This is a genomic window from Marinitenerispora sediminis (assembly GCF_003336425.1).
Taxonomy (GTDB): domain Bacteria; phylum Actinomycetota; class Actinomycetes; order Streptosporangiales; family Streptosporangiaceae; genus Marinitenerispora; species Marinitenerispora sediminis.
Genome location: NZ_QEIO01000137.1, coordinates 1 through 14,329, shown reverse-complemented (window position 1 = coordinate 14,329; position 14,329 = coordinate 1). Strand labels below are relative to the sequence as shown.

13 protein-coding genes and 1 pseudogene are annotated in these 14,329 nt (G+C 72.7%); 11 read left to right on the top strand and 3 right to left on the bottom strand.

Annotation, left to right across the window (positions count from 1 at the left end; translation table 11 throughout):
- The 5 genes and pseudogenes from DEF28_RS21405 to DEF28_RS21385 all read left to right on the top strand — a co-directional run.
- Positions 1-441: pseudogene (locus DEF28_RS21405) on the top strand (ADP-forming succinate--CoA ligase subunit beta); the annotation flags it as partial.
- Positions 442-457: 16 nt separating this feature from the next.
- The gene (sucD, locus tag DEF28_RS21400; RefSeq protein ID WP_114400927.1) at positions 458-1,336 is read left to right on the top strand and encodes a succinate--CoA ligase subunit alpha; all 879 of its coding nucleotides are present in this window, start codon (positions 458-460) and stop codon (positions 1,334-1,336) included.
- Between the two features lie 652 nt (positions 1,337-1,988).
- Complete coding sequence (locus DEF28_RS21395; RefSeq protein ID WP_449405549.1) at positions 1,989-3,620, top strand: cell division protein PerM; 1,632 nt, start codon at positions 1,989-1,991, stop codon at positions 3,618-3,620.
- Positions 3,621-3,949: 329 nt separating this feature from the next.
- Complete coding sequence (locus DEF28_RS21390) at positions 3,950-4,288, top strand: PadR family transcriptional regulator (protein ID WP_233515460.1); 339 nt, start codon at positions 3,950-3,952, stop codon at positions 4,286-4,288.
- Position 4,289: 1 nt separating this feature from the next.
- The gene (locus DEF28_RS21385; RefSeq protein ID WP_147280218.1) at positions 4,290-4,877 is read left to right on the top strand and encodes an HAAS signaling domain-containing protein; all 588 of its coding nucleotides are present in this window, start codon (positions 4,290-4,292) and stop codon (positions 4,875-4,877) included.
- A gap of 131 nt (positions 4,878-5,008) precedes the next feature.
- Here the strand turns inward: DEF28_RS21385 and DEF28_RS21380 are convergent, their stop codons facing one another.
- Positions 5,009-5,425 carry a DUF4190 domain-containing protein gene (locus DEF28_RS21380; protein WP_114399777.1) on the bottom strand — a complete coding sequence of 139 codons (417 nt, stop codon included), beginning with the start codon at positions 5,423-5,425 and terminating at the stop codon, positions 5,009-5,011.
- Between the two features lie 344 nt (positions 5,426-5,769).
- Between DEF28_RS21380 and purN the strand changes: the two genes are divergently transcribed.
- The 4 genes from purN (at position 5,770) to DEF28_RS21360 (ending at position 9,541) form a co-directional block, all read left to right on the top strand.
- Positions 5,770-6,459, top strand: coding sequence for a phosphoribosylglycinamide formyltransferase (gene purN, locus DEF28_RS21375; protein WP_114399778.1), 690 nt, complete (start codon positions 5,770-5,772; stop codon positions 6,457-6,459).
- On the top strand, positions 6,456-8,024 hold the full coding sequence (purH, locus tag DEF28_RS21370) for a bifunctional phosphoribosylaminoimidazolecarboxamide formyltransferase/IMP cyclohydrolase (RefSeq protein WP_114399779.1): 1,569 nt from the start codon (positions 6,456-6,458) through the stop codon (positions 8,022-8,024). The genes purN and purH overlap by 4 nt, the downstream gene beginning before the upstream one ends.
- 110 nt (positions 8,025-8,134) lie before the next feature.
- The gene (locus DEF28_RS21365; protein ID WP_114399780.1) at positions 8,135-8,599 is read left to right on the top strand and encodes a hypothetical protein; all 465 of its coding nucleotides are present in this window, start codon (positions 8,135-8,137) and stop codon (positions 8,597-8,599) included.
- An 84-nt stretch (positions 8,600-8,683) separates the two neighbouring features.
- Positions 8,684-9,541, top strand: a complete 858-nt coding sequence (locus DEF28_RS21360) for a bifunctional methylenetetrahydrofolate dehydrogenase/methenyltetrahydrofolate cyclohydrolase (RefSeq protein ID WP_114399784.1) — start codon at positions 8,684-8,686, stop codon at positions 9,539-9,541.
- A gap of 190 nt (positions 9,542-9,731) precedes the next feature.
- Here DEF28_RS21360 and DEF28_RS21355 read toward each other — a convergent pair whose 3' ends face one another.
- Positions 9,732-10,337: an FHA domain-containing protein gene (locus DEF28_RS21355; protein WP_114399781.1), complete on the bottom strand. Its 606-nt coding sequence runs from the start codon at positions 10,335-10,337 to the stop codon at positions 9,732-9,734.
- A gap of 493 nt (positions 10,338-10,830) precedes the next feature.
- Between DEF28_RS21355 and DEF28_RS28145 the strand changes: the two genes are divergently transcribed.
- Together DEF28_RS28145 and DEF28_RS21345 are read left to right on the top strand one after the other, a co-directional pair.
- Complete coding sequence (locus tag DEF28_RS28145; RefSeq protein WP_181874399.1) at positions 10,831-11,184, top strand: DUF3017 domain-containing protein; 354 nt, start codon at positions 10,831-10,833, stop codon at positions 11,182-11,184.
- Positions 11,185-11,398: 214 nt separating this feature from the next.
- Complete coding sequence (locus DEF28_RS21345) at positions 11,399-12,616, top strand: NADP-dependent isocitrate dehydrogenase (RefSeq protein WP_114399782.1); 1,218 nt, start codon at positions 11,399-11,401, stop codon at positions 12,614-12,616.
- Between the two features lie 282 nt (positions 12,617-12,898).
- On the opposite strand, the gene DEF28_RS21340 is transcribed toward DEF28_RS21345, so the two are convergent.
- Positions 12,899-14,146 carry an LCP family protein gene (locus DEF28_RS21340; RefSeq protein WP_114399783.1) on the bottom strand — a complete coding sequence of 416 codons (1,248 nt, stop codon included), beginning with the start codon at positions 14,144-14,146 and terminating at the stop codon, positions 12,899-12,901.
- Positions 14,147-14,329: the final 183 nt, after the last annotated feature.

Here is a 14,329-nt window from a genome sequence, read left to right as displayed (position 1 = left end):
GTCAAGTTGGATGGCGAGGTCGGCATCATCGGTAATGGTGCTGGTCTGGTGATGTCGACGTTGGACGTGGTGGCTTATGCGGGGCAGGCGCATGGCGGGGTGAAGCCGGCGAACTTCCTGGACATCGGTGGTGGCGCGTCGGCTGAGGTGATGGCCAACGGGTTGGAGGTCATCCTGGGTGATCCGGCGGTGAAGAGCGTGTTCGTGAACGTGTTCGGTGGGATCACGGCGTGTGACGCGGTGGCCAACGGGATCGTGCAGGCGCTGGAGCTGCTGGAGTCGCGGGGTGAGGATGTGTCCAAGCCGCTGGTGGTGCGGTTGGACGGTAACAACGCGGAGCTGGGGCGCGAGATCCTGGCGAATCGGGCGCATCCCTCGGTGCGTCGGGTGGACACGATGGACGGCGCCGCGGCGCTGGCCGCTGAGCTGGCGAACGCGTAGGGAAGGGCGAGAGCACGTGGCGATCTTTCTGACCAAGGACTCGCGTGTCCTGGTGCAGGGCATGACGGGGTCGGAGGGTTCCAAGCACACCGCGCGGATGCTGGCTTCGGGCACGCAGGTGGTGGGCGGGGTGAACCCGCGTAAGGCTGGGACGTCGGTGGAGTTCGGGCCGGTGAGTGTGCCGGTGTTCGGGTCGGTGGCCGAGGGGATGGCGGCTACGGGCGCGGATGTGTCGGTGATCTTCGTGCCGCCGCGGTTCGCTAGGGACGCGGTGGTGGAGGCGGTTGATGCGGGGATCGGGTTGGCGGTGGTGATCACCGAGGGGATCCCGGTGCATGACACGGCGGCGTTTTGGGCGCATGCCTCGGCGCGGGGGAATCGGACGCGGATTATTGGTCCGAACTGTCCGGGGTTGATTTCTCCGGGGCAGTCCAACGCGGGGATTATTCCGGCGGATATTACGAAGCCGGGGCGGATCGGGTTGGTGTCGAAGTCGGGGACGCTGACGTATCAGATGATGTTTGAGTTGCGGGATATCGGGTTCTCTACGGCGGTGGGGATTGGTGGGGATCCGGTGATCGGGACGACGCATATTGATGCGTTGGCGGCTTTTGAGGCTGATCCGGATACGGATGCGATCGTGATGATCGGTGAGATCGGTGGGGATGCGGAGGAGCGGGCGGCGGAGTTCGTGCGTTCGTCGGTGTCCAAGCCGGTGGTGGGGTATGTGGCGGGGTTCACGGCTCCGGAGGGTAAGACGATGGGGCATGCGGGGGCGATCGTGTCGGGGTCGTCGGGGACCGCTGCTGCGAAGAAGGAGGCGTTGGAGGCGGCTGGTGTTCGGGTGGGGAAGACCCCGTCGGAGACCGCTGCTCTGGCCCGCCAACTCTTCTGAGTGACGGGCTCGCTCCACGGGCCCGTCCGGCTGACGAACGCCCGCCGTGTCGACGAGACGCGGCGGGCGTCGCCTTTCTCCCCCCCCCCCGGGCCGGGGGACCGCCCGATGGGGGCCTGCCCGGTGGTACTCGGCCCGGTACCGGGCGAGTGGCCCCCGCGGCGAGCGGGGCGCGTCGTGGCCCGTGACGCGGTACCCCCCGGGGAGCCGGTTTCACGCCGGGGTGCGCGGGCGTCGCGGTCCTCTCCGCCTGTCCGGCCGTGAGTGGGGCGGCAGACACACGTCGGCACGTCCGCCGACGGATTTCGGTGGCTGCGGAGTTCCCTTTCCAGAGGGCCGGATAGCGGGTGCCGGCCGCGGGTCCGGGCGAGATCCCCCGGTCAGCCGTCCGGTATCACAAACCACCGCGAATCACCCGGACAACACGCCCGGCCGGTTCACTCGCCCGATGCGGTCCGGCTGGGAGCATGGACGGGTGAGTGCGCCCGCAGGTTCTTCCGTACGTCGTGGTAAGTCCCGTGACGGTGGCCGCCGTGCGCCCGGTGCGGCGCGCGGCCGGTCGGCCGCGCCTTCGGTGCCGGCGGCGGCGACGGGCGCCCGGCCGCTGTACACGGCCGGCGGTATGGCGGCGGGATCAGCTGCGGGCATCGGGTTGACGACGCTTGTCACCCTCACGCTGATCGGCTGGGTCGCCGCGCCGCACGCCACCTTCGGCGAGGACATCGGCGACGTCTTCCGGGTGGCCGTCCAGGCGTGGCTGGTCGGAAACCACGCCGGCTTCGCCATCCCGGGCGGCCACGTCGGCCTGCTGCCCATCGGCCTGCTGGTGCTGCCCGGGCTGCTGCTCTACCGCTCGGGCCGCTGGCTGGCGCGCAGCTGCCACCTGCCGCGGCTCCGGCACGTCTTCCAGGCCGCCCTCGCGCTCGCGGGGCCCTACGCGGCGATCTCCGGGACGCTGGCGCTGGTGGGGCAGACCGAGGTGGTGCGGCCGAGCATGGTGCAGGCGCTCGCCTCGGGGTTCCTGCTGGCGTCCGTCGCGGGCGGGCTGGGGGTGCTGCGCCAGCTCCTGAAGGACAAGGAGATCCCGTGGAGCCGGCTGCTGGGCATCATGCCGGCCCGGCCGCGGTCGCTGCTCGTGGGCACGCTCAGCGCCACGAGCACGCTGCTGGTCTCCGGGGCGCTGCTGTTCTTCGCCGCGCTGCTGATGAGCATGCGGGAGGCGGTCGACGTCACGCAGGAGTTGGCGCCCGGACCGGTCGGCGGCGCGCTGCTGCTCGTCATCCAGCTGCTGTACCTGCCCAACGCCGTCATCTTCGCGATGTCGTACACGGTCGGCCCCGGGTTCACGGTCGGCGCGGACACCATCGTGGCGCCCACCGGTGTGGCCCTCGGGCCCCTCCCGCAGCTTCCGATGCTCGCCGCGCTGCCCGAGAGCGGGGCGGCACCGGTCGCCTCGCTGGTGGCGTTGGCGGCGCCGTTCGTCGCGGGCGGTGTCGGCGGCGCCCTCACCCTGCGCAGCGCGCCCACCGTGGTCAGCGAGGCGGCGCCGCTGTGGGGGCTGGTGTGCGGGGTGACCACCGGGCTGGCCTGCGCCGGGCTCTCCGTGCTCGCGGGCGGCTCGATCGGCGCCGAGCGGCTCGCGGAGGTGGGGCCGTCGGCCTGGCAGGTGGGCCTGATCACCGCGCTGGAGGTGGGAGTCTCCGCGGCGGTCGTGGCCTGGGTGGCCAACTGGCTGTCGTTCCGCCCGCCGGCCATGCCCGTGTACCGGCCCGCGCCGGACAAGGTCCGCCGGTCGCGCTCGGCGGCGTCCGGAGGGGCGCCGGCGGAGCTGTCCGGGCGCCTGGCGCGGGCGGCGCGGCGGGTGCCGCGCCCGCGGGCCGCGGCCGCCGCGGACCCCGATGCGCCGCACGGCGGTGACCGCGGCGGGGACGGTGCTGTGCCGAAGCCCCGGCCGACGGAGGGCGGCCGCCGGGAGCGCCGCCGGCCGGCGGCGGCGGTCACCGCCTGGTGGTCCCGGCGGCGCGGGGGCCAGGACCTCGACGAGGACGACGCCGCCGGGCTGTTCGGTATCAGCTACGAGGCGGGCGTCGGCGACGCGGCCGACCGGGCGGACGGTGACGAAGAGGCGGTCTCCGGGGACGGCGGCGCGGCAGCGGCCGACAGTCCGGACCGCCCGGCGTCGGCGCGGACCACCCGGTTGAAGCGGCTGCGGTTCGACGACGGTGCGTCCATCACCTTCCTCAGCCGCCGGGAATCGGGGCCGGAGACCGGCGCCGACGGGTGACGCCCGCGGCCGCGTGGCTGGCGGCCGCCGCCGAGGAGTGGCGGTTCCGCGGTCCCGGAATGTCTCCGTGGGCGGCCGGTCCGCCGCTGCCGCACGGGCGGCCCCGCCCGTAACGGCCTGCGACCGTCTCGCCGTCGCGCGCCGGGGAGCCCTCCGCCGGCCGCGACCGTCCCGGGCGTGTGCGCCGGCCATGACCTCCGCCGGCCGGCGATGACGCGGCCGGGGTGCTCCGCGGTGTGCCGCCGGGCAGCCTCCCAGCGGGGGGCAGCTCACGGAATCGGGCGTCCTCGCTTGCAAGGTACCTTGCTGTGCAAGGTACTATGTTCGACATGAGTACGGATCCTCCCCGCAAGACCATGAGCCAGCTGCGGCGCGGCACCGTGGGCTACTGCGTGATGGCCCTGCTCGGCCGGCGGGAGCGCTACGCGGTCGAACTGGTGCGCGAACTGGCGGCCCACCAGGCGCTGGCAGCGGGGCAGGGGACGATCTACCCCCTGCTGTCCCGCCTGCGTTCCGATGGGATGGTCGCCACCGAGTGGAAGGAGTCCCCCTCCGGTCCGCCCCGCCGCTACTACTCGCTCACCGACAAGGGACGGGCCTCACTGGAGAGGTTCCGGGGCGAGTGGAAGCAGTTCAGCGACGCTGTCGACACCTTCATGGAGGACTGAGATGAGCACCCGACTCGACACGAGGAGCAGCCGGATGACCGAGACCGACCACCCCCTCGTCCAGCGCTACCTGCGGCGGCTGCGCCGTGCCGCGGCCGACCTTCCGGCCGGTACGCGCAACGAGCTGCTGGACAACGTCCAGGCTCACCTCGCCGAGACGACGGCCGAGGCCGACGAGGCCGGTGTGCGCACGGCTCTGGACGAGCTGGGCACCCCCGAGGAGGTCGCCGCGGCGGCGCGCGCCGAGACCGAGCCCCGCTCCTCCGGTGACCGCCTCTACGACATCGCGACCGTGTTCATCCTGTTCGCAGGCGGTTTCGCCGTGCCGGTCCTGGGGTGGATCGCGGGCGTGGTGATGCTCTGGAACGGCCCCCGGTGGACCCGGGGGGAGAAGATCCTCGGCACCGCGGCCCTGCCCGTCGCGATCATCATCCCGGCCGCCGCCTTCCTCTCCTCGCTCCTGGTCCCCTCCTCGTCCGCTCCCACGGTGCTCGGCCCCGTGCTGCTGATCGGACTCGCCGTCGTGGCGATCGGCCTGGTGGCGGTGTTCGTCCACCTGCTCCGCGCCGCGGCGCGGGTCCGCACCTGACGGTGGACCGGGTCGGGCGCCGCGGCCCGCCCGGCAGCGGTCCGCGGTGTGCGGCGGCGGAAGCGGCCGAGGCCCCACCGGTCACCGGTGGGGCCTCGGCGCGTGCCCGGTAGGGGGTGCCGTACCTGCGGCTACAGCCCGCTCGGCGACGGGATGCTCTCGGCGGGCAGGCCGGTGCGTTCGGCGAGGCTCTCGCGCAGGCCGTTGTCGCACGTCGTCTGGGTGGCGACGGTGTGGGCGGCTGCGGTGCAGTCCCGCCAGGCGGAGTACTCCGTCCAGAACATGGCGTACCCGGCGATCGCGAACACCGAGAACACCACGCCGATCCAACCGACGACGACGCTGAGCAGCGCGCCGGGGGCCTGCCCGTTGCTGGCCTTGGCCGCGCGGCGGGCCCGGTGGCCCTGGCTGATGCCGAAGACCGACAGCAGCAGACCGAAGGGCGGCAGCAGCAGCCCCGCGGTGGAGAAGAACAGCCCCCACAGGCCGCCTCGTTCCACGGTGGGCTCGCGCCCGTCGGCGTCCTGCGTGGGCGGCTCGTTGGTCACGGGGGCTCCTTCTACTGCGCAAGGCGGTTCTCTCTTGGTAAGACGCTACCCGCCGGCCAGGAGGTTCGCGTCACGCGGTGATCGGGGCCGGCCGGGGGAGCCCCGGGTGCCGGCGCCGGCGGTTTGGCGCCGCGCCCGCGTCCGGCCCCGCCAGCTGGGCCGCGGGGGGCGGCGGGATAGGCTGGCCGAGCAGGGGATCGTCCAGTCGCCCCTGCTCTATCATGTGCGCCTGGGACCGCCGAGGGCCCTGGGACGCACGGCCCGGACGCCGCGCGGGCCCGGCCCGCGCCCCCGGGGGCGGGGACATCGTCCCCGCACGGTCTTTCCCATGAGGAGGAAGCACACTGTCGGCGCGAGTAGTCGTCCTCATCTCGGGCACGGGCAGCAACATGGCCGCGCTGCTCGACGCGGCGTCCGATCCGGCGTACGGCGCGACCATCGCCGCGGTCGGGGCCGACCGGGAGGGCACGCAGGGCATCACGCGGGCGGCCGAGGCGGGGGTGCCGACCTTCGTCACCCCCTTCTCCGCCTACGCCGATCGGTCGCGGTGGAACGCCGCACTCGCCGAGCGGCTCGCGGAGTACCGTCCGGACCTGGTCGTCTCGGCGGGGTTCATGCGGATCCTCGGTCCGGAGGTGCTGAGCGCCTACCTCGTCATCAACATCCATCCGGCGCTGCTGCCGGCCTTCCCGGGCGCGCACGCGGTGCGCGACGCGCTCGCCTACGGCGTGCGGGTCACCGGTGCGACGGTGCACTTCGTCGACGAGGGCGTGGACACCGGCCCGGTCATCGAGCAGGTCGTGGTCCGCGTCGAGCCCGACGACGACGTGGCCAGCCTGCACGAGCGCATCAAACAGGTCGAACGGGCGATGTTGGTCGACGTCGTGGGTCGCCTCGCCCGGGAGGACTGGACCCTGGAGAATCGGCGGGTGAGGTGGGGCGCCGCCGGCGCGCGGAGCCGCGCGGGTTCCGCGGACGGTCCGGGTGGCCGCGGGACGGACGACCCCGGAAACGGAACAGAGGAGAACCGGTGAGCCAGCAGGCCGTTCGGCGTGCGTTGATCAGCGTCTATGACAAGACCGGCCTGGAGGAGTTGGCCCTGGGCCTGGCGGAGGCCGGGGTGGAGATCGTCTCCACGGGCTCGACCGCCGCCCGGCTGAGCGCGATCGAGGTCCCCGTGACGCCGGTCGAGGAGGTCACCGGGTTCCCGGAGTGCCTGGAGGGCAGGGTCAAGACGCTGCACCCGAAGGTGCACGCGGGGCTGCTCGCGGACCGGTCCAAGGCGGAGCACCGCGCCACGCTCGCCGACTTCGGCATCGAGCCGTTCGACCTGGTCGTGGTCAACCTGTACCCGTTCCGGGAGACGGTGGCCTCGGGGGCGTCGCCCGAGGAGTGCATCGAGAAGATCGACATCGGCGGTCCGGCCATGGTGCGGGCCGCCGCGAAGAACCACGGCAGCGTCGCGGTCGTGGTGGACCCGGGCCGCTACGACGAGGTGCTGGAGTCGATCCGGGCCGGCGGGTTCACCCTGGAGCAGCGCCGGCGGCTCGCCGCGCAGGCCTACGCGCACACCGCGAGCTACGACGCCGCCGTGGCGTCGTGGTTCGCCGCCGAGTACGCGCCGGACGACGTCGCGCGGGAGACCGGATGGCCGGACTTCGCCGCGGCCGCGCACCGGCGCGCCGCGACGCTGCGCTACGGCGAGAACCCCCACCAGCGCGCCGCGCTGTACCTCGACGAGGGGGCGTCCGGCGCCGGACTGGCCGGCGCGGAGCAGCTGCACGGCAAGGAGATGTCGTACAACAACTACGTGGACGGCGACGCCGCGCTGCGTGCCGCCTACGACTTCGCCGACCCGTGCGTGGCCATCATCAAGCACGCCAACCCGTGCGGTATCGCGCTGGGCGCGGACATCGCCGAGGCGCACCGCAAGGCGCACGCCTGCGACCCGGTCTCGGCCTACGGCGGGGTGATCGCGGTGAACCGGCCGGTGAGCGCGGCGATGGCCGAGCAGGTCGCGGAGATCTTCACCGAGGTCGTCGTGGCGCCGGACTTCGAGCCGGCCGCGATCGAGACGCTGACCCGCAAGAAGAACATCCGGCTGCTGCGGGTGACTCCGCCGGACCGCACGGCGCGGCCGGAGTCGCGCGCGGTCAGCGGGGGCGTGCTGCTCCAGACGACTGACGCGATCGACGCGCCGGGCGACGACCCGCAAGCGTGGGAGCTGCGGGCCGGGGCGGCCGCCGACGCCGCGACCCTGGCCGACCTGGCGTTCGCCTGGCGGGCGGTGCGCGCGGTGAAGTCCAACGCGATCCTGCTGGCCGACGACCGCGCCACGGTGGGGGTCGGCATGGGCCAGGTGAACCGGGTCGACTCCGCGCGCCTCGCGGTCACCCGCGCCGGTGAGCGGGTGCGCGGTTCGGTGGCCGCGAGCGACGCGTTCTTCCCGTTCGCCGACGGCCTGGAGGTGCTCACCGGCGCCGGGGTGCGCGCCGTGGTCCAGCCCGGCGGTTCAGTGCGGGACGAGGAGGTGATCGCCGCCGCCGAGCGCGCCGGGATCACCCTGTACTTCACGGGGACGCGGCACTTCTTCCACTGAGGCCGCCGAGACGGCGGCGGGGCGGTGCCCCCGCTCCGCCGCCGCTACCCCCTGATCCGGCGTCCGGAGTCGGCCGCCGGCGCCGGGCACCCGCCGCCTACCCTTGAGGCATGCGCAATCGTGGGGCGACCTGGGTCGCCGTGCTGTGCTCGGCGGCCCTGCTGGCCGCCTGCGCGGCGGGCGGGGGCGGCCGCCCGCCCCTGCCCGAGACCTCCGAAGGCGTGCGCGCCTTCGCCGAACTGGAGGTGCCCGAGTCGGCCGGGGACCTCGACATCGCCGCCGCGTACACCGACCGAGGGACGGCCCGCTACCAGGGCTCCTTCACGACCGGCCACGTCGACGCCATGGCGTTCTGCGGCGCCGAGGGTATGACGGTGGTGCGCCACCCCGAGACCGACGTCCCCGAGGACACCCGGGAGCGGCTGGGCATCGAGGACGACGGGGTGACCGGGTACGTGGTGTGCGCCGGCGCGCGGCCGGACGCCCCCCGGCTGCGCCGCGAGGTGGTGGTCGTGTACGCGCCGGGGACGGTCCGGGTCTACTTCCGCGCGGAGGAGAGGCCGCCGGGGACGTGACCGCGGGCCGGCGCGGGGCCGCGGCGCGGCACGCTCGTGCGGGCCACCGCCCTCGGGCGCGGGCCGGATGGAACAATGGTGGCCGTGAGCGCACAGATTCTCGATGGCAAGGCCACCGCCGCGGCGATCCGGGCGGAGCTCAAGGAACGCGTCACCGCGCTGAAGGCCCGGGGCGTGACGCCCGGGCTGGGCACGGTCCTGGTGGGCGACGACCCGGGCAGCCACTCCTACGTGGCGGGCAAGCACCGCGACTGCGCGGAGGTGGGGATCCACAGCATCCGGCGGGAGCTTCCGGCCACGGCGACCCAGGCGGAGGTCGAGGCGGTCGTCGACGAGCTGAACGCCGACCCGGCCTGTACGGGCTACATCGTGCAGCTGCCGCTGCCGAGGGGGCTGGACGAGGGGCGGGTGCTGGCGCGCATCGCCCCCGACAAGGACGCCGACGGCCTGCAGCCGGCCAACCTCGGCCGGCTGGTGCTGATGCAGGAGGGCCCGCTGCCGTGCACGCCGCGCGGCATCGTGGAGCTGCTGAACCGCTACGGCGTACCGCTGAAGGGCGCCGAGGTCGTGGTGGTGGGCCGGGGGGTGACCGTGGGCCGGCCGCTCGGCCTGCTGCTCACCCGGCGCAGCGAGAACGCCACCGTGACGCTCTGCCACACCGGCACCCGGGACCTGGCCGAGCACACCCGCCGGGCCGACATCGTCGTGGCGGGCGCCGGGGTCCCCGGGCTCATCACCCGCGACATGGTGCGGCCGGGGGCGGCGGTGCTGGACGTGGGGGTCACCCGGACCGATGCCGGGCTGGTCGGCGACGTCGCGCTGGACGTCCGCGATGTCGCGGGGCACTTCTCCCCGAACCCGGGCGGTGTGGGGCCGATGACGCGCGCCATGCTGCTGGTGAACGTAGTGGAGGCGGCCGAGCGCTCCGCCGCGGGCCGGTAGCCGGCGCGGAGCGGCCGGGAGGGTGTCACGGGAGGTCAAGGGGCCCCCGGGCGGTGAGGCCCCTTGCCTGTCAACTCGCCTGCGGCGATGCGGGTTCGGCTCGCCGTCGGCGTGATGGCTGCAGCTGCCTTCGGTGTGGGCTTCAGCTCGCCTTCAGCGTTGTGCTTCAGCTCGCCTTGCGCGTTGTGCTTCAGCTCGCCTTGCGTTCCCGATCCAACACGGGCATGGGCCGCACCAGGCCGAGGGCCACGACCTCGTTGGCCAGGCGGGTGCGGCGGTTCGGGCCTTCGGGTACCCGGAACTTCTGGTAGAGGCGGAGCAGGTGCTGCTTGACCGCCGCCTCGGTGACCACCAGGTCCTCGGCGATCTCGCGGGCGGTGGCCGGCGAGACGAACGCCTCGTCGGAGAGCGCGGGCCGGCACAGCGACGTCAGCACGTCGAGTTCGCGCCGGGTCAGCTCGGGCGCGGCGCCGCGGCGCAGCTCCACATCGGGGTTGAGTTCTTCGTGCGGGAGCCCGCCGATCTTGCATCGGGCGGCGCCGAAGCTGAGCACGTCGCCCTCTTCCAGGACCCGACGCGCGATCGGCCGGCCGTTGACGCGGGTGCCGTTGCGCGAGAGGCCGAGGTCGACGACGTAGACGTAGGGTCCACGCCGGATCAGTTCGGCGTGGAGTTGGGAAACGCTGGGGTCGGTCAGCCGGATGTCGACGCCCTGCCCGCGTCCGACCGTGGTGACCTCGCTGCTCAGGGGCTGGATGTCACCGCTCTCCTCGACCCGTATATAGGGCCCGTCCACGGTTGTTCCTCCCAAACTGGGGCGCGACCGATGAGGGTGTTTGCGACGGGGCGTGACAGGGTGTGCCTGACCCGGCGTAGGCCGCGTGGGGGTTGCTGGTCGAGTGGGATTCATTGGGGGGCTGTCCTCGCTCACCGTGGCACTCATCTCATGACTGGTTACCCGTGGGGCGCCACTTCTACGCGCTTACTCATGGGTAAGGCAGAGGGGCAAGAGGGACATGTCCATGTTCAGGGAGATACGGGCCGTCGAGTCGGTGATGTGCGTGTGACCGATTCGACAGCCAGTGGCGGCGGACGTGCTTCCGGCCGACCGGAGCCGTCCGCCCCTGTCCAGTCACGATACGTAGTCGATCACCGCGGTTCGCGGCGACGATCATGCGCACGGCGGGGTTTCGGTCCCGGCATAATCGGGAGTGGCCGGACCGCGCCACGAGGCGCGTCGCCCCCACGGCCTGTTCCGCAAATGGTTGTGCGCTAGCGTGAGGTTTACGGTGAGCCAGAAAACGGTGGAGGCAGCGGTAGCACCCGAATCACGCGCGCCCGAGGAGGAGCCAGCGGACCGGCCGGACCCGCGCGGCGAGGTTCCCGGCTGGCTCACGCAGGTGCCCTACTTCCTGGTGCTCGCCACCATGGCCGCGGGCATCGTCGTGGTGGCCGCCGCGTACTTCAAGCGCGGCCCGGCGCTGATAGCCGGGGCCCTGCTGCTCGGCGCGGTGTTCCGGGCCTTCCTGCCGCCCGAGCGCGTCGGGATGCTCGCCGTGCGCCGCCGCTGGATCGACGTGGCCACCCTCGTCACGCTCGCGGTGCTGCTCATCGTCTTGGCATGGGTGGCCCCGCAACTGTGACCGCGCCCTCTAATAAGCTTGATGTCGAGATACCGACGTGTTTCACCGAAGGAGCCTTCGCCCCGGCCCGGCACCCCGCCGCGGCCGGGCCGACCAGGGCTCTTGCGGCGAGCTCATGAGGCACGACGCGGCCGGGCCGGCGGACGGCCGGGTCCCGCGCTCCCGCCTCCAGCCACATGACGGCTAGCCGATACGAAGGGACAGCCACACCGCCATGGCCAAGATCAAGGTTGAGAACCCCGTCGTCGAACTCGACGGCGACGAGATGACCCGCATCATCTGGTCGTTCATCAAGGACCGGCTCATCCTGCCGTACCTCGACGTCGACCTGAAGTACTACGACCTCGGCATCGAGGAGCGGGACCGCACCGACGACCAGATCACCATCGACGCCGCGAACGCCATCAAGGAGCACGGCGTCGGCGTCAAGTGCGCCACCATCACCCCGGACGAGGCGCGGGTCGAGGAGTTCGGCCTCAAGAAGATGTGGCGCTCCCCGAACGGGACCATCCGCAACATCCTCGGCGGCGTGGTCTTCCGCGAGCCGATCATCTGCTCCAACGTGCCGCGGCTGGTCCCGGGCTGGACCAAGCCGATCATCATCGGCCGCCACGCCCACGGCGACCAGTACAAGGCCAGCGACTTCAAGGTCCCCGGCCCGGGCACCGTCACGATCAGCTACACGCCCGAGGACGGCGGCGAGCCGATCGAGCTGGAGGTCGCCCGGTTCCCCGAGGGCGGCGGCGTCGCGCTGGGCATGTACAACTACCGCAAGTCCATCGAGGACTTCGCGCGCGCCAGCCTGAACTACGGCCTGGACCGCAACTACCCGGTCTACATGTCCACCAAGAACACGATCCTCAAGGCCTACGACGGCATGTTCAAGGACGTGTTCGCCGAGGTCTACGAGTCCGAGTTCAAGGAGAAGTTCGAGGCCGCCGGCCTGACCTACGAGCACCGCCTCATCGACGACATGGTCGCGGCGGCGCTGAAGTGGGAGGGCGGCTACGTCTGGGCCTGCAAGAACTACGACGGCGACGTGCAGTCCGACACCGTCGCGCAGGGCTTCGGCTCCCTGGGCCTCATGACCTCCGTGCTGCGCACGGCCGACGGCCGCACCGTCGAGGCCGAGGCCGCGCACGGCACGGTCACCCGGCACTTCCGCCAGCACCAGCAGGGCAAGCCGACCTCCACCAACCCGATCGCCTCCATCTTCGCCTGGACGCGCGGTCTGGAGCACCGCGGCAAGCTCGACAACACCCCCGCGGTGATCGAGTTCGCCACGACCCTGGAGGACGTCGTCATCAAGACCGTCGAGGGCGGCCAGATGACGAAGGACCTCGCGCTGCTCGTCGGCGGAGACCAGGGCTTCCTCACCACCGAGGAGTTCCTCGCCGCTCTGGACGAGAACCTGCAGAAGCGCCTGGCCTGATCCGGCCCGGCGTCCGGTGGGCCGCTCCCGACGTGCTCGGGGGCGGCCCTCGCCGTTCGCGGCCCGCCGCGCCCCGCGGAGTTGACTTATTCGAGGGGCGATCGCTGTACGCGCTTTACCCTGCGGCGGCTAGCGTCGGTGGGGACGTGGGGCGCCGGTTCACCGGCGCGCGAGTCCGCGCGGCCACTGGGGGGTAGGCACACGGACCGGCACGTCAGTCGAGGGCCCGCCACCTGTCGGACCAGGTGGCCGGGCCCTCCTTTCGTGCGCGGAGCGGGCGGCTCAGTCCTGCAGCGCCGACTCCGGGATCTCCTCGCCGTTCTGCATGGCGGTGAACATCTGCTGGGACAGGGTCTCGTCCCACTCGACCACGGAGCCCAGGACCGGATGGTTCGGGGTCGAACCGACGGGGATCGTGGTGGTCGCCGGGTCCTCCCGCATGGCCAGCGCCATGGAGGCGAGGTCGGACAGGTGGTCGCCCTCGTCGACGTCGAACGTCTCGGTCCCCTCGGTGACCAGCGGGATGGACCGGAACGGGTTGACGAGCGTGCTGGTGTCGGTCGCCTTGCTGATCAGCGCGCTGAAGAACTCCCGCTGCCGCTGGATCCGGTCCAGGTCGGCGCGGACCGAGGCGCGGGTCCGCACGTAGCCGAGCGCGGTCGTGCCGTCCATGTCCTGGCACCCCGCCTCGATGTCGAGCCCCGCCTTGGGGTCCTCCATCGGCTCCTCCGGGCACATCTCCACGCCGCCGACCGCGTCGACGATGTCCACGAAGCCGGCGAAGCCGATCTCGACGTAGTGGTCGATGCGGACGCCGCTCTCCTGCTCGAAGGTCCGCACCAGCGTGGACGGTCCGCCGCCGAGGTCGGCGGAGAACGCGGCGTTGATCTTGTTCTCGCCGATCTCGGGGATCTCGACCCGGGAGTCGCGGGGGACGCTGATGATGGACGGGCGCCCGCTCGTGGGGACGTACAGCACCATGATGGTGTCGGTCCGCTTGCCCTCGGCGCGGCCGGTCCGCAGGTCCTGCATGTCCTCGTCGGTCAGGCCCTCGCGGCTGTCGGAGCCGACGATCATGTACGTGGTGCCGGGCTGGTTCTCGGGGCGGCCCTCGTAGTCGGGCAGCGCCTCCACCCGCCGCAGCCGGGAGTCGGCCCAGAGGTAGAAGACCGTCGGCAGCAGGACCAGGAGCACCAGCACGGTGATGACGACAGTGCGGCGCCGGCGGCGGCGCAGCTCCCGATCGCGCCGGGTCCGTCCGGAACCGTCGTAGACGCGTCCGCGCCCGCGGCCGTCGCGGCCGCCACCGCCGCCGGGGGCGCTGCGGGGCCCGTCGGGAATGTCCTCGACCGGCGGCATCCGGCGGGTCGGCCGCGGGGCCGCACCGGCCCCCTGTTCGGACCGGCGCGGCCGGTACAGCTTCTCGATCTCCTCTGGCATCCCGCCGCCAGGCTGGCGCCGGAACACCGCTGTGCGGTCGTGGTCGTCGGAAGCCGCGGCTCCCGGCGCCCCGTCTGGCCTGTCGCCCATCGCTGTGCTCGCCCGTCTGCTCGGTCGCGTCGCTGTCGTGTCTCGTCGGGTTGGACTCGGCATATGGTAGTTCGGTTCATTCCCGAAACGACGGAGTCCTGGTCCGCGTGCCCGGAGCGCTCCAGGCGCCTCCGTGGCCGTCCGTGCGGCGGCGGGGGCGGCGGGGCCTGCTCCGGACGCGGA